This window comes from Sphingomonas donggukensis (assembly GCF_023674425.1).
Lineage (GTDB): Bacteria > Pseudomonadota > Alphaproteobacteria > Sphingomonadales > Sphingomonadaceae > Sphingomonas > Sphingomonas donggukensis.
The window spans coordinates 1,563,955-1,584,930 of the sequence record NZ_CP098401.1; the positions used below are offsets into that span (position 1 = coordinate 1,563,955).

At 67.8% G+C, this 20,976-nt stretch carries 20 protein-coding genes; 9 read left to right on the top strand and 11 right to left on the bottom strand.

Annotation, left to right across the window (positions count from 1 at the left end):
- Positions 1-17 precede the first annotated feature (17 nt).
- Complete coding sequence (locus M9980_RS07695) at positions 18-818, bottom strand: 2-keto-4-pentenoate hydratase (protein WP_340689097.1); 801 nt, start codon at positions 816-818, stop codon at positions 18-20.
- 131 nt (positions 819-949) lie between these two features.
- On the opposite strand from M9980_RS07695, the gene M9980_RS07700 reads away from it, so the two are divergent.
- Positions 950-1,978, top strand: coding sequence for a LacI family DNA-binding transcriptional regulator (locus tag M9980_RS07700; RefSeq protein WP_250748639.1), 1,029 nt, complete (start codon positions 950-952; stop codon positions 1,976-1,978).
- A 34-nt stretch (positions 1,979-2,012) separates the two neighbouring features.
- Here M9980_RS07700 and M9980_RS07705 read toward each other — a convergent pair whose 3' ends face one another.
- The 3 genes from M9980_RS07705 to M9980_RS07715 are packed head-to-tail and all read right to left on the bottom strand — an operon-like array spanning position 2,013 to position 3,564.
- Complete coding sequence (locus tag M9980_RS07705; RefSeq protein WP_250748642.1) at positions 2,013-2,420, bottom strand: DUF7336 domain-containing protein; 408 nt, start codon at positions 2,418-2,420, stop codon at positions 2,013-2,015.
- Between the two features lie 59 nt (positions 2,421-2,479).
- The gene (locus M9980_RS07710) at positions 2,480-3,334 is read right to left on the bottom strand and encodes an oxygenase MpaB family protein (protein WP_250748645.1); all 855 of its coding nucleotides are present in this window, start codon (positions 3,332-3,334) and stop codon (positions 2,480-2,482) included.
- Positions 3,334-3,564, bottom strand: a complete 231-nt coding sequence (locus tag M9980_RS07715) for a hypothetical protein (RefSeq protein WP_250748648.1) — start codon at positions 3,562-3,564, stop codon at positions 3,334-3,336. The genes M9980_RS07710 and M9980_RS07715 overlap by 1 nt, the downstream gene beginning before the upstream one ends.
- 117 nt (positions 3,565-3,681) lie before the next feature.
- On the opposite strand from M9980_RS07715, the gene M9980_RS07720 reads away from it, so the two are divergent.
- From M9980_RS07720 to M9980_RS07740, 5 genes are all read left to right on the top strand, one after another.
- Positions 3,682-4,998 carry a M20/M25/M40 family metallo-hydrolase gene (locus M9980_RS07720; RefSeq protein ID WP_250748650.1) on the top strand — a complete coding sequence of 439 codons (1,317 nt, stop codon included), beginning with the start codon at positions 3,682-3,684 and terminating at the stop codon, positions 4,996-4,998.
- Between the two features lie 90 nt (positions 4,999-5,088).
- Positions 5,089-5,931: a 5-dehydro-4-deoxy-D-glucuronate isomerase gene (gene kduI, locus M9980_RS07725; RefSeq protein ID WP_250748652.1), complete on the top strand. Its 843-nt coding sequence runs from the start codon at positions 5,089-5,091 to the stop codon at positions 5,929-5,931.
- A 105-nt stretch (positions 5,932-6,036) separates the two neighbouring features.
- A complete protein-coding gene (gene kduD / locus M9980_RS07730; protein ID WP_277998295.1) occupies positions 6,037-6,789 on the top strand; it encodes a 2-dehydro-3-deoxy-D-gluconate 5-dehydrogenase KduD in 753 nt (250 codons plus the stop codon).
- Positions 6,790-6,896: 107 nt separating this feature from the next.
- Positions 6,897-7,904, top strand: a complete 1,008-nt coding sequence (locus M9980_RS07735; protein ID WP_250748654.1) for a sugar kinase — start codon at positions 6,897-6,899, stop codon at positions 7,902-7,904.
- Positions 7,891-9,432: a carboxylesterase/lipase family protein gene (locus tag M9980_RS07740; RefSeq protein ID WP_250748656.1), complete on the top strand. Its 1,542-nt coding sequence runs from the start codon at positions 7,891-7,893 to the stop codon at positions 9,430-9,432. The genes M9980_RS07735 and M9980_RS07740 overlap by 14 nt, the downstream gene beginning before the upstream one ends.
- Positions 9,433-9,436: 4 nt before the next feature.
- Here M9980_RS07740 and M9980_RS07745 read toward each other — a convergent pair whose 3' ends face one another.
- Genes M9980_RS07745 through M9980_RS07760 form a run of 4 tightly spaced genes read right to left on the bottom strand, consistent with a single transcriptional unit; the run spans position 9,437 to position 13,075 of the window.
- On the bottom strand, positions 9,437-10,981 hold the full coding sequence (locus M9980_RS07745) for a tetratricopeptide repeat protein (RefSeq protein ID WP_250748658.1): 1,545 nt from the start codon (positions 10,979-10,981) through the stop codon (positions 9,437-9,439).
- Positions 10,982-11,022: 41 nt separating this feature from the next.
- Positions 11,023-11,328: a hypothetical protein gene (locus M9980_RS07750; RefSeq protein ID WP_250748660.1), complete on the bottom strand. Its 306-nt coding sequence runs from the start codon at positions 11,326-11,328 to the stop codon at positions 11,023-11,025.
- Positions 11,325-11,717: a cupin domain-containing protein gene (locus tag M9980_RS07755; RefSeq protein WP_250748662.1), complete on the bottom strand. Its 393-nt coding sequence runs from the start codon at positions 11,715-11,717 to the stop codon at positions 11,325-11,327. The genes M9980_RS07750 and M9980_RS07755 overlap by 4 nt, the downstream gene beginning before the upstream one ends.
- A complete protein-coding gene (locus M9980_RS07760) occupies positions 11,714-13,075 on the bottom strand; it encodes a pectate lyase family protein (RefSeq protein WP_250754838.1) in 1,362 nt (453 codons plus the stop codon). Before M9980_RS07760 ends, M9980_RS07755 begins: the two co-directional genes overlap by 4 nt.
- 320 nt (positions 13,076-13,395) lie before the next feature.
- Here M9980_RS07760 and M9980_RS07765 point away from each other — a divergent pair, with 320 nt between their 5' ends.
- Together M9980_RS07765 and M9980_RS07770 are read left to right on the top strand one after the other, a co-directional pair.
- Positions 13,396-16,332 carry a TonB-dependent receptor gene (locus tag M9980_RS07765; protein WP_250748678.1) on the top strand — a complete coding sequence of 979 codons (2,937 nt, stop codon included), beginning with the start codon at positions 13,396-13,398 and terminating at the stop codon, positions 16,330-16,332.
- 113 nt (positions 16,333-16,445) lie between these two features.
- On the top strand, positions 16,446-17,753 hold the full coding sequence (locus tag M9980_RS07770) for a UDP-glucose dehydrogenase family protein (RefSeq protein ID WP_250748681.1): 1,308 nt from the start codon (positions 16,446-16,448) through the stop codon (positions 17,751-17,753).
- 318 nt (positions 17,754-18,071) lie between these two features.
- Here the strand turns inward: M9980_RS07770 and M9980_RS07775 are convergent, their stop codons facing one another.
- Both M9980_RS07775 and M9980_RS07780 read right to left on the bottom strand, forming a co-directional pair.
- Complete coding sequence (locus M9980_RS07775) at positions 18,072-18,293, bottom strand: hypothetical protein (RefSeq protein ID WP_250748683.1); 222 nt, start codon at positions 18,291-18,293, stop codon at positions 18,072-18,074.
- Between the two features lie 113 nt (positions 18,294-18,406).
- Positions 18,407-19,399: a cysteine synthase A gene (locus tag M9980_RS07780; protein ID WP_250748685.1), complete on the bottom strand. Its 993-nt coding sequence runs from the start codon at positions 19,397-19,399 to the stop codon at positions 18,407-18,409.
- 51 nt (positions 19,400-19,450) lie between these two features.
- Between M9980_RS07780 and M9980_RS07785 the strand changes: the two genes are divergently transcribed.
- Entirely contained in the window at positions 19,451-19,936 is a 486-nt protein-coding gene (locus M9980_RS07785) for a DNA-deoxyinosine glycosylase (RefSeq protein ID WP_250748687.1), read from the top strand.
- Between the two features lie 7 nt (positions 19,937-19,943).
- Here M9980_RS07785 and M9980_RS07790 read toward each other — a convergent pair whose 3' ends face one another.
- Positions 19,944-20,957: a phytanoyl-CoA dioxygenase family protein gene (locus tag M9980_RS07790; protein ID WP_250748689.1), complete on the bottom strand. Its 1,014-nt coding sequence runs from the start codon at positions 20,955-20,957 to the stop codon at positions 19,944-19,946.
- Positions 20,958-20,976 lie beyond the last annotated feature (19 nt).

The following is a 20,976-nucleotide window of genomic DNA, read 5'->3' on the forward strand; positions in this document are numbered from 1 at the left end:
CTGCTTTTTTTCTTGTATCAGTACGCCGCGATTTCGGCGCGGACCGGATATTTTCCGTCGAACCGCGCCTCGACGCGGTCGCCGACCGCGACCGGGTGGACGCCGGTCACAGCACCGCTCGAAATCCACTGGCCGGCGCGCAGCGTAAGCCCGCGGGTGGCGGCATGGTTGAACAGGAACGCCGCCGCCCCGAACGGCCCGTCGAGCATGTCGCGCGCCTTGCCCGTGCCGATGACGGCTCCGTTGATGAGCAGTTCGAGCGGCCAGAGGTTCAGGTCGGTATCGCGCCAGCCATAGATCGCTTCGCCCACCACCAGCCCGTTGTTGTTGCCGAAATCGGATGCGGTGACGGTCGGCCCGTCGGCGTTGATCGACGGATAGGGCGACGACGCGATCTCGATCCCCGCATGCACCGCGTCGATCATCTCGCGGACCTCCGCGATCGTGTAATCGGTGCGCGTGGCGTCCGGCGCGGTACCGATGCGCAGCAGGAATTCCGCCTCCGCCGCGGCGAAGCCGTCCGCGAACACGCGCATTTCCGCTTCGTCCGTGCCCGGCGTGACGATGGAGCGCGCGAAGATCGGCCCGGCCAGGCGATTGGCGCCGAGCGAGTCGTCGAGCGGGGGATGGATGCGCCCGAGCTTCCACCCGCCGACGCTGTCGCCGTCGAGCGCGATCGCGGCGTCCTGGATACGATAGGATTCCGCGAGCGTCCGCGGCGCGGTGCCCGGATAGGCGGCCAGGCCGCGTCCGTCGCGCCGCGCCTCGACGAAGCTGCGCGCGATATCGTCCGCCGCGGCAAAGCCCGTATCGCTCAAACTGACCCCCTCACCCCAACACATGTTCTTTCGGGCGGCGTAACGGAAACCGGTGTCATCGACAAGACCCCTTCGCGCTTCCTTGGGCGCGCCGTCCCGGCTATCGTGGCGGGCATGAGGGGCGAACGGCAATGAAAAGCGAGGGGAAATCGACGATCAACGACGTCGCGCGGATCGCGGGGGTGTCGAAGAAGACGGTCAGCCGCGTCATCAACCGCTCGCCCCTGCTGAACGGAGAGACGCGCGCCAAGGTCGAGGCAGTGATCGAGGAACTGGGCTATGTCCCCAATCCGCAGGCCCGGGCGCTGGCGCTGCGCCGCAATTTCCTGATCGGGCTGATCCACGACAATCCCAATGCGCAGATGGTTCTGGGTGTGCAGACCGGCATCCTCGAGGCGATTCGCGGCACCGAATTCGCGCTGGTCGTCCATCCGGTCGATCGCGGATCGCCGACCATGCTGGACGACATCCGCAGCTTCCTCGATCGCCAGCGGCTGTACGGCGTGATGCTGCTGCCACCGATCAGCGAGAACGACGCGCTGGCGCAGGTGTGTCGGGAGGCCGGCGCCCGCTACGTCCGCATGGGCTCGGCGCGGCTCGACGACGACATCCACATGGTCGCGTCCAACGACCGCGAAGCGGTGGCGGCGGCGACCCGCCACCTGATCGAACAGGGCCACAGCCGCATCGGCCTGGTCGCCGGGCCGCACGGCTTCCGCTCGGCGGCCGAGCGCCGCGCCGGGTTCGAACAGGCGATGACCGAGGCGGGACTGAAGGTGCCGCGCAGCCTGGTCGCAGACGGCACCTACCGCTTCGAAAGCGGCATCGCGGCGGGCGACCGCCTGCTCGACGTGACGCCGCGCCCGAGCGCGATCGTGTGCTCGAACGACGAGATGGCCGCCGGCGTCATGCACGCCGCCCGCCAGCGCGGGCTGACGATTCCCGACGACCTGTCGATCGTCGGCTTCGACGACACCGCGATCGCCAGCCACATCTGGCCCCCGCTGACGACGGTGCGCTGGCCGATCATCCCGATGGCCCGCGCCGCGGCGGCGAAACTGCTGGCCGGCGCGGTCGAGGGCGAGGACGATGCCGAGGAGCCGTCGATGTTCCTGTCAACACTGATCCGGCGAGGGAGCGTGGCGGCGGTGAAGGGTTAGTAACGGCTTTTGGGTAGTTAGCTGCCATTGGCAGCTAGGCGCGAGCAACCGCGACCAATGTCTCGCCATGTTCGCGTCTTTGAACCTCGCAGCGGACGATTGATCCGGGCGCATATCGCCAGACTTCGTCGTTTGGCATCGGCCCAATTATCTTAAATCGTTCGAGGGGAAGCACTTCCGCTTCGACTGGGCGCCACACGTCCGCCCCTGCGTTATGGAGCGGCATGAGTACGCCGATCATTCTAACGAAGCCCTCTTCCCAATGGTCCCGATCCAGCGGCATTTCGCCAATCTCGAAACCTTGCGGATAGTCGCAAAAACCCGGCTGGATCGCGAGGCGTGTGATCGCCTGCTCTGCGGTTGCTCTGCTGCGATAAACGCCGATAAGTTTGGCATCTTCACGGTATTCATCGTCTTCACGGACGTGGTGCAGAAGATACACGTGTTCCATGCAACGGTGTTTAACGGCTAAGATCAAAGATCGCTATTGGGCGATAGCTGTCAAGCAAACGCCCACCGCAGCGTCCTTGCGATGCCGCTCGTGCCCGCCCGCACCAGCGGTGCCCCCACACCCGCCCCGCCAAACCCGTGCAGCGCGCGCGCCCACGGCGGCAACAGGTCGATTGCGGCCTGGATGGTCAGCGCCTGCACCGGCACCGCGGCGAGTGATGCCGCGCGGGGGCGGACGACGAGGGCGGCGACTTCGCGGGTGCGGTGGTCGCTCAGCAGTTCGGGGCGGATGTCGGCGATCAACGCATCGGCCTCGGCGCGGGTGCGGGGGATGAGGTCGGCGCCGAGCTTCGCCGCGATCAGCGCGAACTGGTCGAAATAGGAATCCTCCTCCGCTGCCGACAGCGGCGTGCGGCCGTAGCGTTTCCAGGCATCGACGAAGCTCACCGCCTCGCACACATGCACCCAGGCGAGCAGCCGCGGATCGTTCGCGTCGTAGGGCGTTCCATCCGGCAGCACCCCGGACACCCGGTCATGGATCGCGCGGACGTGCGCCAGCACATCGTCCGCATCGTCGCGGTGGGCATAGGTCGTCGTCGCGATGAAGCGCGCGGTGCGGTGGAGCCGCCCGAGCATGTCCTCGCGGAAATTCGAATGATCCCACACACCCGCCAGCACCGCCGGGTGCAGCATCTGGAGCAACAGCGCGGCGATACCGCCGACCATCATCGAGGTCACGTCGCCGTGGACGCGGCGGATGACGGTGTCGGGCGCGAAATAGGCGTCGTCGCTGAGCGCGATGCGGGCGCTGCCGTCGGCCGCCCCGCTGATCGTCGCGCGGACCTCGCGCAAAATCCGACGGCGCAGTGGCGCGCCGAGCGTATCGATGATGCCCCCGCCCAGCACTAATTCCCCCGCCGTGTCGCCGCCTCGTACTTGCACCGCTCGCCGAGACCCGGTGCGGTCTCGATATCCTCCAGCCCCGCGATCGGAACAACCGAGCATGGCACGGCGGGGCGATAGATGAAGCGGCCACACCAGCCGCATTCCTCCGCGCCCTGCCCGCTCGGGCCGGTGTTCCACGGATAGGCCGTGCCGTCAGGGGGTAGTGTCGCGTAACGGCTCGCCTCAGTCATTGTCGCTCTCCTGCACGGTGAACGCACCAGGGACGCGATCGGATCATCCGCGAAGTTGCAGATTCCGCGTGCGTTTCGGCGTTGCGCGGCAGCGCCAAACCGGCGACATTCGCGGCCATGCTAAAACCTGCACTTGCGCTCGCCGCGCTTACACTCGCCGCTCCCGCCATTGCCCGCGACGAGCCATCGCCGCAGCAACTGAAGCGCACCGTCACTACGCTGGTCGGCTTCGGCACGCGCCACTCGCTGTCGAGCACGACCGATCCGAAGCGCGGCATCGGCGCCGCGCGCAACTGGGCGTCGGCGGAATTCCAGGCGATCGCGCGCGGGTGCGGCGGCTGCCTAACGGTCGAGCGGATCTCGCGCCGCTTCACCGGCCCGCGCGCGCCGAACGGCGTGTTGATCGAGGATGTGCTCGGCATCCAACCCGGCACCGATCCCAACCGTGTGGTCATCATCGGCGGGCACATCGATTCGATGCCGAGCGACGTGATGGACTTCACCTCCGATGCGCCCGGCGCCAACGACGATGCGTCGGGCGTGGCGGTGGTGCTGGAGGCGGCACGGCTGCTCAGCAAGCGCAAGTTCTCCGCGACGATCGTCTACGCGGTGTTCTCGGGCGAGGAACAGGGACTGTGGGGCGCGACCCTGCTCGCCGACACCGTAAAGGCGCGCGGGTGGCAGGTGTCGGCGATGCTCAACAACGACATCGTCGGCAACGCGATCTCGCAAGGCGGCGCGAAAACCGGCGACCGCGTCCGCGTGTTTTCCGAAGGCGTCCGCGCGAGCGACAGCCTGGTCGACCAGATGACCCGCCGCGGAGAGGGCAGCGAGGACGACGGCCCCAGCCGCGCGCTCGCCAAATATATCGACGGTGTGGCCGACGCGTTGCCCGGCAAGTTCGACGTGTTCGTCGATCGCCGCCCCGACCGCTTCGGCCGCGGTGGCGACCATGAACCGTTCCTGGCGCTCGGCTACCCGGCGGTGCGCTTTACGTCCGGTGGCGAGAATTGGGATCGCCAGCACCAGAACGTCCGCACCGAAAACGGGCGCGAGTACGGCGACCTGCCCGTCGGCATGGACTTCGACTATCTGGCGAAAGTGGCGAGCGTGAACATCGCCGCGCTGTCGCAACTCGCCGCCGCCCCCGCCGCGCCGACCGGGGTGACGATCGCCGGCGCGCTCAGCCGCGATACGACGGTGGCGTGGGCACCGGTGCCGGGCGCTGCGCGCTACAAGGTGTCGTGGCGGCGGACGGATACGCAGGGCTGGCAGCAGAGCCGCATCGTCGCCGATGCGACGACCACGGTGCTGAAGGACGTGCCGGTCGACGATCATTTCGTCGGTGTGTCCGCGGTAGCCGCGGACGGATCGGAGAGCCTCGTCACGTTCGCCGGGAAGGCACCGCGGCCCGCCACCGGGCCCGGACGATAATGTAGCGCGGATCTGAAGGGGCGTGCGCTAACGCTTGCCTTCACCCCCTGACACCGGTTACCAGACGCGCAGACACCGGAGAGGCCTTTCATGTTCGACCGCACCTATTACGCCACCCATCCCGACATGATGGAGTGCGTCAGCAACGACGAACTGCGCGACCGCTACCTGATTCAGGGCCTGTTCCGCGACGGCGAGTGCGTCCTCAACTACACCCACGCCGACCGCTTCGTGATCGGCGGGGTCGCGGTGACGAGCGGCAGCGTGAAGCTGCCCGACCAGGACGAGCCGAAATCGGCGGCGGGCCATCCCTTCCTCGAACGGCGCGAGCTGGCGGTGGTCAACGTCGGCACGGTCGACGGCACGGTGACCGTCGACGGCGAGAGCTTCACGCTCGGCAACAGGGACTGCCTGTACGTCACGATGGGCGCGAAGGACGTGCATTTTTCAGGCGACGGCGCGCGTTTCTACCTCGCCTCCTGCCCGGCGCACAAGGCGTTCACGACGCGCAAGCTCGGCATCGCCGACGCCAATGCGCTCGAGCGCGGCAGCCTGGAGGAATCGAACGAGCGCACCATCTTCCAGCTCGTAATCCCCGGCATCTGCGATTCGGCGCAGCTGGTGATGGGCCTGACCGTCCTGAAGCCAGGCAGCGTGTGGAACACCATGCCCCCCCACATCCACGAGCGCCGCAGCGAGATCTATTTCTATTTCGAACTCGACAATCTCGACACCGACCGCGTGATGCACTTCATGGGCGAAGGCGAGGCGACCCGACATATCGTGATGGCCAACGAGGAAGCGGTGATCTCCCCGCCCTGGTCGATCCACATGGGCGCGGGGACGAAATCCTACGCCTTCATCTGGGCGATGGCGGGCGAGAACCAGGATTATACCGACATGAACGTGCTGGATATCTGCCAGCTGGCGTGAGGCGATGCGGGGGCAATTCCCCCCTCCCCGTTCGTGTCGAGCGAAGTCGAGACACGTGTTCCGGGCAAAGGTTTCTCGACTTCGCTCGAAACGAATGGACGGCTGATGAACCCCTTTGACCTCACCGGCCGCGTCGCGGTCGTCACCGGCGCCAATACCGGGATCGGCCAGGCCATCGCGCTGGCCCTCGCCGCGGCGGGGGCGGACATCGCCGCGGTCGGGCGATCGCCCGCGACCGATACGGTCGCGCAGGTCCGCGCGCTGGGGCGGCGGGCGGAGATCGTGTCCGCCGACCTGTCCACCATCGCGCCTGTGCAGAACGTGGTGGACGAAACCGTGGACAAGCTGGGCGGGCTGCACATCCTGGTCAATAACGCCGGCATCATCCGCCGCGCAGACGCGGTCGATTTTACCGAGGCCGACTGGGACGCGGTGATCGACACCAACCTGAAATCGGTGTTCTTCCTCTGCCAGGCTGCGGGCCGCCACATGATCGCAAATGGCGGCGGCAAGATCATCAACATCGCGTCGATGCTGACTTTCCAGGGCGGCATCCGCGTACCGAGCTATGCCGCGTCGAAATCGGGCATCGCCGGCGTGACGAAGCTGCTGGCCAACGAATGGGCGAGCAAGGGCGTGAACGTCAACGCGATCGCCCCGGGCTATATCGCGACCAACAACACCGCGGCGCTGCAGGCGGATGCTGCGCGCAACAAGGGCATCGTCGATCGCATCCCGGCGGGGCGCTGGGGCGATCCCGGCGATTTGGGCGGCGCAGCGGTGTTCCTGGCGAGCCGAGCGTCGGACTACGTGCAGGGGCATATCCTGGCGGTCGACGGCGGGTGGCTGGCGCGGTGATATTCTCCTCCGCCGTTTGTGCTGAGCTTGTCGAAGCACTGTCCTTTCTTCCAAGAGAAGAAGGGCAGCCCTTCGACAAGCTCAGGGCGAACGGGGAATAGAACGTTATGGGTCGTTTCGTAGCCTTCGGCGAAGTCATGCTGCGGATGTCGCCGCCGGGACGCGAGTTGTTGTTGCAGACGCCGAAGCTCGACGTGTGGGTCGCGGGCGCCGAGGCGAATGTGGTCACGCAGCTGGCGAAGCTCGGCCACGACACCGCCCTCGTCAGTGCGGTCCCCGCCAACGGTTTGGGCGACGCGGCGGTCACGCACCTGCGCGGTCACGGCGTCGATACCCGCGGCATCCAGCGGTTGGCCGGGCGCATGGGCTTCTACTTCGCGACCAGCGGCGCCGGCTTCCGCGCGACCGACGTGCTGTACGACCGCGCCGGATCGAGCTTCGCGACTGCCCCCACCGATGCTTGGGATTGGAACGCGCTGCTCGCCGGGGCCGACCGCTTCCATCTCTCGGGCATCACCCCGGCGTTGGGGCCCAACGGCACTGCCGCCGCGATCGCCGCCGCCGAGGCCGCCACGCGACTGGGCATCCCGGTCTCGTTCGACGGCAATTACCGCGCGCGATTGTGGGAGGCGTGGGACAGCGATCCACGCGCGACGCTGACCGAATTGATCGGGCACGCCGACGTGCTGTTCGGCAACCACCGCGACGTCTCGCTGCTGCTCGGAGAGACCTTCCACGGCGACGGCCCCGAGCGCCGGCGCGAGGCAGCGGAGGCGGCGTTCGCGCATTTCCCGAAGCTGCAGGTCATCTCCTCGACCGCCCGACACGCCGACGACGCCGACCGCAATCGCGTGTCCGCCCGTATCGACACGCGCGAGCGCGGTTTCCAGACCGACGAGGCGCTCATAACCGGCATCGTCGACCGCATCGGCGCGGGCGATGCGTTCGCCAGCGGCATTCTCCACGGCCTGCGCCGCGGCTTGGCGCTGGAGGATGTCGCGCAGACGGGCCTCGCCCTCACCGCCCTGAAACACTCGCTGCCCGGCGACGCCAGCCTGTTCACGCAGGGCGATATCGACGCGTTCCTGGGCGGGAGCTTCGATGTCCGGCGTTGATCGCCGCACCGTGATTGCCGCTGGCGCGACCCTGCTGGCCGCAGGCGGCGCACGCGCCGAAACACCGCTGCCGCCGGTCGTCATCAGAAGCCCCGCGGGGGCCTTTGCCGGCGCCTCGCGGAACGGTGTCGTCAGTTTCAAGGGGCTGCGTTACGGCCGCGCCGAGCGGTTTCGCGCCCCGATGCCCGTGCCCCCCGCTGCTGGCATCGTCTCGGCATTCGCCTTCGCCCCCTCCTGCCCGCAAACCGGGAAGGTCGGCGCGACGTCGGAGGACTGCCTGTTCCTCAACGTCTGGACCGCCGAGCCCGATGCGCGGGTGAAGAAGCCGGTGATGCTCTATATCCACGGCGGTGCGTACTCGAACGGCAGCGTCGTCGATCCGCTGAACGACGGCCATGCCCTCGCCGCGCGCGGCGACGTAGTGGTGGTGACGGTCAACCACCGGTTGAACGCACTCGGCTACCTCTATCTCGCCCGGCTCGACCCGCGCTTCGCCGACAGCGGCAACCTCGGCCAGCTCGACCTGATCCTCGCGCTCCAATGGGTCCGCGACAATATCGCGAGCTTCGGCGGCGATCCCGCGCGCGTCATGGTGTTCGGCCAGTCGGGCGGCGGCGCCAAGATCGCAACGCTTATGGGAATGCCCGCCGCCAAGGGCCTGTTCCACCGCGCCGCGACGATGAGCGGGCAGCAGGTGACGGCATCGGGCCCGCTCAACGCGACGCTTCGCACCCGCGCGTATCTGGCGAAGCTGGGAGTCAAGGACAGCGACATCTCCCCGCTCCTGTCGATGCCGGTCGAGCGGATGGTCGACGCGCTGTCGGCGACCGATCCGGTGCTGGGCGGCGGCGTCTATATGGGGCCGGTGCTCGACATGAAGTGGCTCAACCGCCACCCGTTCTGGCCCGATGCCAACCCGCAGGGCAACGCCATCCCGTTGATGCTTGGCAACACCCGGCAGGAGACGGGCGGATTCATCGATCCCGATGGGCCGAAGGTCACTGGTCTGACGTGGGACAATCTGCCGTCGCGGATGGCGCCCGAGATGCGCGTCGACATCCTGCCCGAGTGGGTCGTCGCGCAATACCGCGCGCGCTATCCGGCGTGGACGCCGATGCAGGTCTTCTACGACGCCACCACCGCCGCGCGCAGCTGGCGCGGGCAGGTGAGCGAGGCGGAGGCCCGCGCGAAGGCCGGGGTGCCCGCCTGGGTCTATCAGGTCGATTTCGCCAGCCGCACCGACCCGCGCCGCGGCGCGTTCCACACGATGGACATACCGCTCGTCTTCGGCACGATCGACCGCGCCGGATCGCAGACCGGCACCGGCGCCGACGCCCGCGCCGCCAGCAAGGCGATGCAGGACGCCTTCGTCGCATTTGCGCAAACCGGGCGAGCGTTATGGCCCCGCTACGACCTGAAGAACCGCGCGACGATGATCTTCGACACCGCCAGCCACATCGAAAACGACCCGCGCCGCTGGCAACGCGAACTGTTCGCGCGCGTGCCCTACATCCAGCCGGGCAGCTGATCGGTCAGTCGGTCGGCGCGGCACCCTCTGCCGCCGCCGCCGTCGGGCGCTCGCGAGCCAGTTTCGCTCCGGCCTCGCCCGCGTCGATCGCCGCAATCAGCCGCGCGGCAAAACCAGCCTGATCGCCACCGTGGGGATCATAGGCAAGTGGCAGCAGCGTGCGCCGCGCCAGCGCCATCTTGCCGTCCGCCAGATATTGTTGCGCGACGTTCCAGCGCAGGCCCCGGTCCTGCGGCGAAAGTTCGAACGCACGCTCCAGCCCGGCGATCGCGCTGGGCGTCGGCGCGATGCCCTGCTCGCGAAAACTGCGATAGAACAAGACGAATGGCATTGCCGCATCGGTATCGGCCTTGTTCGCCTTCAGGAACCAGCTGCGCGCCTCCCGCCAGACTTTTGCATCGCGGATCTTCGCGGTCGCGGCGCGGCGGGTCAGCACCCGCCCCTTGTACAGCAATGCCTGTGGATCACCTGGGTTGGCGGCCAGCACGCGATCGACCGCGGCCTCAGCCTCGGCATCGTTGCCGGCGTCATATTCGGCCTCGGCCAGCGCATTCTGCACAGCCGGATCGTTCGGGAACGCCGCGGCCCGCCGCCGGGCTTCGGGGATCAGCGCGAGCGCAGCCGCTCGGTTCAGCCCGCGGTCGGACTGCATGCGAACGAGCATCATCCCCGCCTCAGCCGCGTTCAGCGTCCGCACCGCGATCGGCCCGGTTTTCAGCTCGGCCGCCTTGATCGGAACGAACTTGATGGGGCGACCGATATAGGCGTTCAGATCCTTGTCGAGCGCCGCCAGGTCGCCGAACGCCTCGCGCGCCGCGACCAGCCCCGGCTTGCCGTTGTTGATCGCCGCCAGATACGTACTCAACTGGCTTTTGCGCGCCGGATCGAACGTCAGCATGTGGTACAGCGCCCAAGCGCGGCCATAGAACTGATCCTGGGTCTGGAGATCCAGTTTCGTGGGTGGATCGAATACCTTAGTCACCGGCATCCGCGTGTTGATCAGGTTGTAGGCGCGGTGATTTGCCGGGCGCCCGATGTCGATGTCGCCATCGCGATCGACCTTGGCGGTGGCGTGGAACTCGGCGAACCCCTCTGTCATCCAGCGCGGGTAGGCATACTCGGTCTTCGACAGCATGTAATGGTGGGCATATTCGTGGAACAGCACGACGTCGGCCGAAATGTCGCGCGCCGTATCGCCACCCGACCGCGCCGAAAAAGCGACCGAACCGCCAACGCGCGGAACGTAGAAGCCGGCGACTGCGCCGCAGCGACCGCACAGTTTCTGAACCGCCTCGACACTCGGGACAGCATACACGACGACGCGGTTCGATTTCAGCCCGTCGATCTCCGGCACGGGACGTACGAGGCGCAATGCGGCGTCATAGCGCTCAAGCCGACCGGCGAAGTTGCGCAGCCATGATTCGCTGGAATCGGCATATACGATGAAATGGTCCGAACTCGCCTCCCGCCACTCGGCAGCGGCAGGTGTCGCGACAGCGACGGTGGTGGCGGCGGCGGCGGCGAGCGAACGCCCGAGGGGTCGGATCATGATTGCGAAGCTACTGAAAACGCTTGCCACTGCAAGCCCGTTCAGCGCCCCGCCCACCACGCCGCATACGGCGTGTTCTCGACCTTGCGGCGATTGTAATCCGGGGCGCCGTCGTCCCACCACACCGGGCCGCGTTCGCCGAGTGCGATCTTGGCGGCATTGACTGCGGCGCGGGCGGTGCGGGTGGCGTCGGCATCCGTTGCCTGGCCGACGGCGCGGCGGGCGGCCATTAGTGCCTTGACCAGGTGCTCGCGCTCGTCCGCGGGCAGGTCGGGGCGGGTCGCGCGCCAGACGACGCCGTCGACGACGATGTAGCGACCGTCGGGCGTGCGCGGCGGATCGCTCACTGCGGGGCCGTGCGCGCCTTCAGCGGATAGGCGATGATGAGCGACAGTGGGGCCGCCCCCATCTGCCGGATGCCGACGCTCGCGCCGTCGTAGAGATAGGCGGTCATGCCCGCGCGCAGGCGCCGCTTCACCCCGTCGCTCTCCACCTCGCCCTCGCCCGACAGGACGTAATAGACCTCGTCATGAGCGATAGGATGCGCCCCGATCGCGGCGCCCCTGTCGAGCGTGCGGCGGCGGAACTCCATCGCTCGCCCGGGTACGCGATCGGTGATGCGCCACGCGGTGCTCATGCCGATCGCGCCGTGGGGCGGTGCCTCGCGCACCAGCGTGTCGCGCTCGTCCACGACCACCATCGGCGCCGCCTGGAGCAGCAGCGCGAGCGCGATCATTGCGCGGTCGTCCGCATCGCGGCATCGCGCGTGCTCAGATGCTCCTGCGGCCCCGGACCTTTCTGCCCCGGATAGCGGCCCGATCGCGGCTCCATCGTGTCGAGGTTCCAGTCGCCCTCGACGAAGGCCGCGCGGGTCGGCTTGAACGCGGGATAGGCGCTGACATCCTTCTCGTCGTCGATGATCGCGCCGCGCCCCTCGGCCACGAAGAAGAAAACGCGAATGTCGTCGGCATCGCGGTCCCACGGGCGGGCGCCGGCGTTGGCGAGGACATGCGTCTCGACGTCGCGCGCGGGCAGGACAGGCAGGTTCGGCACCCACACCACCGGCTTCGTCGCCAGGATCAGCTTCGCCTGCGTCTCGCCGTAGCGTCCCGTCATGGGCAGCGGCACGCCGTGGCGATCGACCGCCAGATTGTCCTTGCCGTAATAGCGCAGATCGCCGTCGCCGCCGAGCATCAGGAACGGCAGCCGCTCGTCGGTCGACGGCCCGCCGCGCATCACATTGCCGACCGCGGAAATCTCGCCGGTGACATAGGGGTGCCCGGCCCATTCGAGCGCCATCAGATTATAGTGGAGCGCGCGCTTGCCGGGATCGTAGATCAGGTTGTTGACGAACACACCCTGCGCCCCGCCCTTGAAAAGCGCGTTGCGCTCGACATTGTGGGCGTACAGGTTGCGCCAGATGGTGATGCCGGTCGCGTTGTCGTGGATCAGCGACCCCTTCGAATGCTCGCCCTTCGGATGCGAGCTATCGGCCAGCCCCTCGTACGCGGCATTGTACTGAAAGGTGATGTCGTGGCTGGTCCGCTTGCGCCAGTCGGCGACGGTCGGCCCACCATCGAAACGCGGGCCGGAGGCGGACATGTTCTCGTCCAGCGCCCAGCTGAAGGTGCAGTGATCGACGATCACATTGTACGCGCCGACCGTGGACAGCGCGTCGGCTTCCCAGCCCGACCGCTTGGGCTGGTCGTCGGCGCCGGTACGGATGCGGATGTGGCGCAGCACGACGTCGTGCGCCTTGATGTCCAGCCCGCCCTTGATGAGCGTGATGCCCGGCGACGGTGCGGTCTGGCCGGCGATGGTCACGAACGGCTCGGTGATCGTCCAGCTCTTGCGCCCCATGTCGATGACGCCGCCGACTTCGAAGACGATGATGCGCGGCCCCTTGGCGTCGAGCGCCTCCTTGAAACTGCCGGGGCCGGATGCGGACAGAGTCGTCACGCGGATGATGCGCCCACCGCGGCCGCCGGGCGTCTTCGCGGCGGGGCCGACCGCGCCGGGGAAGGCGATCTGCGGAGCCGACACTTGCGCGGAGGCGGCATGCGGTGCGCCCCACAGCAATGCCGCCGCGGCCATAAGCCCAAGCACTCCGGCCCGTCCGACAGTTCCACGCATACGCCTCTCCTGTTCGCGCCCCGGCACCTTGACACGGCGCGCCGGTGGCTTCAAACATGCGATTGACACCGGTTTCCTAAAAACACAAGGGCCGGCGATCGAGAGCACGGGCAGCGTGCCGGAGGAGAGGACAGGTTTCGCTCAGCCCCGCTGGCCAAAGTGTCCCACTCCCCGCCCCGGCCCACACCGCTCATCGATCGACCCCCGATCCGCGCGCATCGCGCGGTTACCGGTGTCAGGACTTTGGGAACCGGATCGCTTGTCCGGTGTGGGAGGATGACATGAAGACGGTTCGCCACGCGATCGGCACGGTTTCGATGGGCGCCCTCGCGCTCGCGCTCGCCACTCCGGCGCATGCCCAGGCGACCGATCCGCAGACGACGGGCAATTCCACGCCCGCCCCGCAGACGACGACCGACGCGCCCGCGCCTGCCGACGACCAGGGCGAGGACATCGTCGTCACCGGCTTCCGCGCGTCGCTCGACGCCGCGCTCAACGTGAAGCGCCTCTCGGTCGGCGCGGTCGATGCGATCGTCGCCGAGGATATCGCCAAATTCCCCGACCAGAACCTGGCCGAATCGCTCCAGCGCATTCCCGGTATCTCGATACAGCGCGACGGCGGCGAGGGCCGCGCGATCACCGTTCGCGGGCTCGGCGCGCAATTCACCCGCGTCCGCGTCAACGGGATGGAAACGGTCGCGACCTCGTCCGACGGCGCCAGCGCCAACCGCGACCGCGCGTTCGACTTCAACGTGTTTGCATCCGAGCTGTTCAACTCCATCGTCGTCCACAAGACCGCCGAGGCATCGCTCGACGAGGGGTCATTGGGCGCGGTCGTCGACCTGAACACCGGCAATCCGCTGGGCGGGAAGACCGGCTTCACGCTCGTCGGCTCGGCGAACGCGTCGTACAACGATCTGTCGAAGACGTGGGGACCGCGCGTCGCGGGCCTGCTGTCTTGGAAGTCGCCGAACGGCGATTTCGGCGTCGCGGTGTCGGCGGCCTATCAGAAGACCGACACGCTCGAACTCGGCAACAATACCGTCCGCTGGAGCCAGGCGTATTTCGATTCGGTCGGCGGCACGCCGTGTTTCTACAATTCGACCGGCAATGCCGCGACCGGCGTCACCTACACCACGCCGGCGGCGAACAGCGGCGGCAGCTATCGCCCGAGTGCCGCATGCGACCAAGCGGCACTCGCCTTCCACCCGCGCATCCCGCGCTATGGCGAAGTCGGTCACGATCGCGAGCGGCTGGGTATCACCGGCAGCATCCAGTGGTCGCCCTCCGATGCGACCAAGGTGTCGATCGACGGCCTGTTCTCGCGCTTCAAGGAGGACCGCGAGGAAAAGTGGGGCGAGGTGCTGCTGCGCTCCAACGAACGCTCGATCGACGTGACCAACCCCGTGTACGACACCAGCGGCAACATGATCGCCGCGACGCTGAACGATGCGTGGGTGCGGACCGAACATTATCTGCGCCAGTCGAACACCAAATTCTATCAGGTCGGCGGCAGCTGGGACCAGGACGTCAGCGACCGGTTCCGCTTCACGGTGATGGGCGGCGTGTCGAAATCGGATGCGAACATCCCGGTCGAGACGACGTTCGTGTTCGATGACCGCGATGCGCAGAACTACAGCTACGACTATCGCGACATGGAATTTCCGAAGCTGACGTTCGGCACCAGCGTCACCGACCCGGCTAATTTTCAGCTCGCCGAAATCCGCGACCGTCCGTCGAACGTCACCAACAAGTTCCGCACCGCGCAGCTGCGCACCGAGTGGGACGTCGTGCCCGACGCCTTCACGATCAAGGCGGGCGGCGTGTACCGGCGCTTCAGCTTCGATTCGAAGGCGTTCACTCGCGACACCGTGGTGTGCGGCAACGGCGGCGTCGATCGCGTGCTCGGCACCCTCACCTGCTCGGCATCGAGCGCGTTCGGGCCGACGGCGGTGTACGGCTTCCCCGCCACCAATCTCGGCGAGCTGTTCACGCTCGGCAACGCCGGCCAGCCGAGCGGCACGACCACGCAGTTCCTGATCCCCGACATCCAGAAATCGGCGGACTTCACGAAGCTCTACAGCCGCGCGCTCGCGGTCGATGCGGGCAACACCCGCTCGGTGATCGAGACGGTCAGCGGCGGATACCTGCAATTCGATGCGAAGGGCGACATCTTCGGCCTGCGCTATGCCGCCAATGCCGGCGTCCGCTACGTCCACACCGACCAGAGCTCGTCGGGCCTGTCGAGCGGCGCGCCCGTCACCGTCGAGCGGACCTACGACGACTGGCTGCCATCGATGAACGTCGCGCTGTTCCCGACCGACGACATCATCCTGCGCGGTGCGATCGCCAAGGTCATCACCCGCCCCTCGCTCGGCAATCTGACGCCGGGCGGCTCGGTCGACGGGTTCAACTACAACGTCAGCTTCGGCAACCCCAACCTGCTGCCGTTCCGCGCGACCGCGTTCGATCTGGCCGCCGAATGGTATTTCGCGCGCGGATCGATCCTGTCGGTCGCGCTGTTCAAGAAGGACGTGGAGAGCTTCCCGATCGGGGTCACGCGCTCGGGCACCTTCGCCTCGACCGGCCTGCCGACCTCGATCATCCCGCCGTCGAGCCCGGCTGCGCTCAACCCCGAGGGGCGGCTGTGGAACATCACGTCGATCACCAACGGCACCGGCGCTTCGCTGAAGGGCGTCGAGCTGTCGCTCCAGACGCAGTTCACGTTCCTGCCGGGGTTCCTGAAGCACTTCGGCGCGATCGCCAACGCGACCTTCATCGATTCGAGCGCGACCTACCGCGTCAACGGCGCGATCGCCACCGCGTGCGTCCGCAACGCCACCACCGGGCTCTGTGCGCTCGGGCCCAACGTCCAGGCCGACCGCACGACCACGCTGTTCGGCCTGTCGAAAAAGGCGTTCAACGGCACGCTTTACTATGAGGACAAGAAATTCTCGGCACGCGTCTCGGGCTCGTTCCGTGAGGGCTATGTCGACGCCAATTCGGGCACCGGCAACGTGTTCGAAGGCTATGGCGACACGCTGAACGTCGATGCCTCTGTCCGCTACAAGCTGACGCCTTGGGTCGAGGTGTCGGTGGAGGGCGTGAACCTGACCGACGAATACCGCTTCCGCTACACCGATCTCGACGCGCAGCGGAATTACGAGAACAACCATTTCGGTCGCACGATCCTGGTCGGCGCGCGCTTCAAGCTCTGACGCGATCCTCGCGAGCCTGACGGGGCGGCGACCGATCGCGGTCGCCGCCCCTTTTTTGTTGGCGCAACGGCGGCTAGACGCCCGGAGGACATTCGGACGAAGGGGTTACGGCTTTGCGCATCACGATGATCGGAACGGGGTATGTCGGGCTGGTGTCCGGCGCCTGCTTTTCGGACTTCGGGCACGAAGTCGTCTGCGTCGACAAGGACGCGACCAAGATCGAGGCGCTGCACCGCGGCGTGATGCCGATCTACGAACCCGGCCTCGCCGAACTGGTCGGCGCGAATGTGCGTGCGGGGCGCCTTTCGTTCACCACCGACCTGGCGGCGGGCGTGAAGGACGCCGACGCCGTGTTCATCGCGGTCGGCACGCCGTCGCGCCGCGGCGACGGGCACGCCGACCTGACCTATGTCTTCGCCGCCGTGCGCGAGGTGGCGGAGGCGCTGACCAGGCCCGCCGTCATCGTCACCAAATCGACCGTGCCGGTCGGCACCGGCGACGAGGTCGAACGGATTTTGGCCGAGGTCGCACCCGACGTCGGTGCGACCGTCGCCAGCAACCCCGAATTCCTTCGCGAGGGCGCGGCGATCGCCGATTTTAAGCGCCCCGACCGCGTCGTGATCGGCGCCGAGGACGAGCGCGCGCGCGAGGTGCTGCGCGAAATCTACCGCCCGCTGTCGCTCAACCAGTCGGCGCCGCTGGTCTTCACCGGGCGCCGCACCGCCGAGCTCATCAAATACGCCGCCAACGCGTTCCTGGCGGTCAAGATCACCTTCATCAACGAGATCGCCGATCTCTGTGAAGCGGTCGGCGGCGACGTGCAGGAGGTCGCGCGCGGCATCGGCCTGGACAACCGCATCGGGCGCAAGTTCCTGAACGCCGGGCCGGGCTATGGCGGGTCGTGCTTCCCGAAGGATACGCTGGCGCTGCTCCAGACCGCCGGCGATAACGAAGTACCATTGCGCATCGTCGAGGCGACGGTGCAGGTCAACGACGCCCGCAAGCGCGCGATGGGGCGCAAGGTCATCAAGGCGATGGGCGGAGAGGCGCGCGGCAAGACCGTCGGCGTGCTGGGCCTCACCTTCAAGCCCGACACCGACGACATGCGCGACGCGCCGAGCCTGGCGCTGATCCAGGCGCTGCAGGACGCCGGCGCGACCGTGAAGGCCTATGATCCCGAAGGGTTCGAGCAGGCCCGCCCGATGCTGACCGATGTCGAGTTCGCCGCGTCGCCCTACGCCGCGGCGGAGGGTGCCGACGCGCTGGTGATCGTCACCGAATGGGATGCCTTCCGCGCGCTCGACCTGTCGCGAATCGCGAAGTCGATGAACGATCCGGTGCTGGTCGACCTGCGCAACGTGTATCCGCCCGAGGAAGCCGCGCGCGCGGGGCTGAAGCTGACGGGAATCGGCAGGGCGTAGGCGTCAGCCGCCACGCCTAACCTCTCGCCTGCCCCCCGTCCTCCCCATCTCCGTTCGTGCTGAGCCTGTCAAAGTACGTGCCCGGAACACGCCCTTCGACAAGCTCAGGGCGAACGGAGCGCGCCGGGTGCCCCCCGCTCAAACCCGTTCGTTTCGAGCGTAGTCGAGAAACCGCCACGCAGGCGCCCGGGGCAGTTTCTCGACTACGCTCGAAACGAACGGGTGGGAGAGGCGCGAAACGAATGGACGGGGCGCGAAACAAGCGGGTGAGGCAGGTGCGAAACTGACTGGAACGGGGGTTCGAAACGCCCTCGCCGCCTACTTCGCCCCGGCCGCCGAATTTCCCGTCGCCGCCGGCAGCACGCCCAGATCCGACAGCGGCTCGCTCATCGTCGTGTTGGCGGGGGGCGCGTCGGTCATGTTCGCCACCACGTCGGGCTTCGCTGCGCCGATCGCGGTCACGGGGGGCTCGCGGTTGGTCAGGTTGAACAGCACGCTGGCGACGACGATCAGCACGAAGACCGCGAGCAGACCCGTCATCGCGACCCGGACACGCTGCATCGACTGCGAAGGTTCTGGACCGGATGGCGTCATGGCTGTGACAATAATGTAACGCATGTCGCTGCCGCTGTCGAGCCGAGCCTGTCGGGCGGTCAGCCGTTGGCGCCGTGCGCGGGTGCGTCCAGCCCCTTCGCCGCCAGCCATTCGGGATTGTAGAGCGTCGACAGATAGCGAAATCCGGTGTCGCACAGGATGGTGGCGATGCGCTTGCCCGGTCCCAGTTCGCGCGCCAGCCGCACTGCGCCCGCCACGTTGATCCCCGACGACAGGCCCAGGCATAGCCCCTCCTCCGCCAGCAGGCGGCGGACCCATTCCATGCCCTCCTCGTCGGAAACCCGGTATTGCGTGTCGATCGGCGCGCCTTCCAGATTGGCGGTGATTCGCCCCTGACCGATTCCCTCGGCGACCGAGCTGCCCTCCGCCCGCAACTCGCCGTGCGCGTAATATTCGTAGAGCGCGGCGCCGTGCGGATCGCTCAAGGCAATCGTCACGCCCTCATCCTTTTCCTTCAGGCCGAGGCCCACGCCGGCGATCGTCCCGCCGGTGCCCGCGGCGCAGGTGAAGCCGTCGATCCGCCCGTCCATCTGCGCCCAGATTTCCTCCGCGGTGCCGACGATGTGCGCGCGGCGATTGGCGATGTTGTCGAACTGGTTCGCCCAGATCGCATTGTCGGTTTCCTCGGCGATGCGGCGGCTGGTGTGCACGAAATGCCCCGGGTTCGAATAGGGCGCGGCAGGGACCAGAACCAGCTCGGCGCCCAGCGCGCGCAGCGTGTCCATCTTCTCGCGGCTCTGCGTCTCGGGCATCACGATGATCGTCTTGTAGCCCTTGGCGTTGGCGACCAGCGCCAGGCCGATGCCGGTGTTGCCCGCCGTCCCCTCGACGATGGTGCCGCCGGGCGCGATCTGGCCCTTCGCCTCGGCATCCTCGACGATGAACAGCGCGGCGCGGTCCTTCACGCTGGCGCCCGGATTGACGAATTCGCACTTGCCAAAGATGTCGCAGCCGGTCTCCTCGCTCGGCCCCTTCAACCGCACCAGCGGGGTGTTGCCGATCAGGGCGAGCGTGTCGTGCGCAGTCTGCATGGCGCGCAAGATGGCGTGCGCGGAGCCCCGCGGCAATGCTAACGCCGCTTCGTGACGATCAAGCGATCCTTCCCGCCGGTGGTCGATGCCGGCACCCGCGTGCTGATCTGCGGCAGCCTGCCGGGTGAGCGATCGCTGGCGGAGGGGCGCTATTACGCGCATCCGCAGAACCAGTTCTGGCGACTGGTGGGCGGGGCGATCGGCATCGACCTCGCGGCGCTGGACTATGACGCCCGCCTCGCCGCGCTTCGCGCCGCCCGCATCGGCCTGTGGGACGTCGTCGCCACCGCCCGCCGCACCGGCAGCACCGACGCCGCGATCCGTGAGCCGGTCGGCAACGACCTCGCCGCGCTCATCGCCGCGCTGCCCGATCTCCGCGCGGTCGCCTTCAACGGCGCCACCGCCCTCGCCCATGGTCGTCGCCACGTCGCGGACAGCCTCGCCGTCATCGCGTTGCCCTCGTCCAGCCCGCTTCATACCGTCGGCCTTGCCGCCAAGCAGCCGGCGTGGGATGTGCTTGCTCGCTATCTCGGCTGAGGGAGCGTCAGCGCCACTCGGCGTGTGGCGGCACCGCCGGGTCGTACATCGCCACATATTGCGCCAGTCGTGGCCGATCGCTCGTGTTGGGGCTGGCGCCGTGGGCGAGTTCCTGCCGCCAGATCACGAGGTCGCCGGCCCCGGCGGGCACCGTCACCGCATCGGCCGACAGGTCGGCGGTGCGCGGATCGACCCCGTCCAGTCCCTCGATCCACGATCGCAGGCGGAGGTGCAGTCCCGACACCACCTGCAAGGCGCCCTGATCGGCTGCCGTATCGGTCAAGTACAGGATTCCCCCCACCGCCAGCGGAATCGGGTGCGCGAGGCTGGTATCCCAGTGCAGGCGCGGCCCCGGAAACGGGTGCGCGGCGGTTGCCGGTGGGTTGAAGCTCATCCGGTCGGTCGCCGTCCACAGGTCGGACGTGCCGAGCAACTGCGCGAACGCCTTGTGGATGCGCGGCGCGCGGCGCGCGACTTCCAGCGCGGGATGCTGGAAGGACTGGATCATGATGCCGTTGGTCCGCGCGCCGTACCAGCTGGCCGGGTCGTCTGGCGCGGCGCCCGTCACCTGCCACAGCAGATCGGCAGCCGCCGCCGCTTCGGACGCGGAAATCGCGCCGCGCAGGACGACGTATCCGCTTTCCGCCCACTGCTTTAGCTCGTCGAGGCCTAGCACAGGTTGTGCTACATCGACTGCGGCCAATCGCGCGGCGGTCGCTGCGGGAGGGGCGTGTCCGTCCAGCCAAGCGTGATAGCGCGCCACCGATTCCGCGTCGGGCCTGCCCGCAGTCGCGATCACCCAGTCCTCGAACGCTCTGAAATCGGGCCGGGTCACCGGCAGGTACGTCAACGCCTGTTCGATGCCGATCCCGAGCACGTCGAGCAGGATCCTGTCGGCCATGGCGCTGGCCGTCGGGCGCGCAGAGCGCAGCGTCTGGCGCTCCCAATAATCGACCACGCCGCGAATGGCTGAAAGCGGAGAGTCGGCGAGCGCATCGCCCGACGGAACGGTGGAGGTCATCGCCGCATCATTCCGTGCC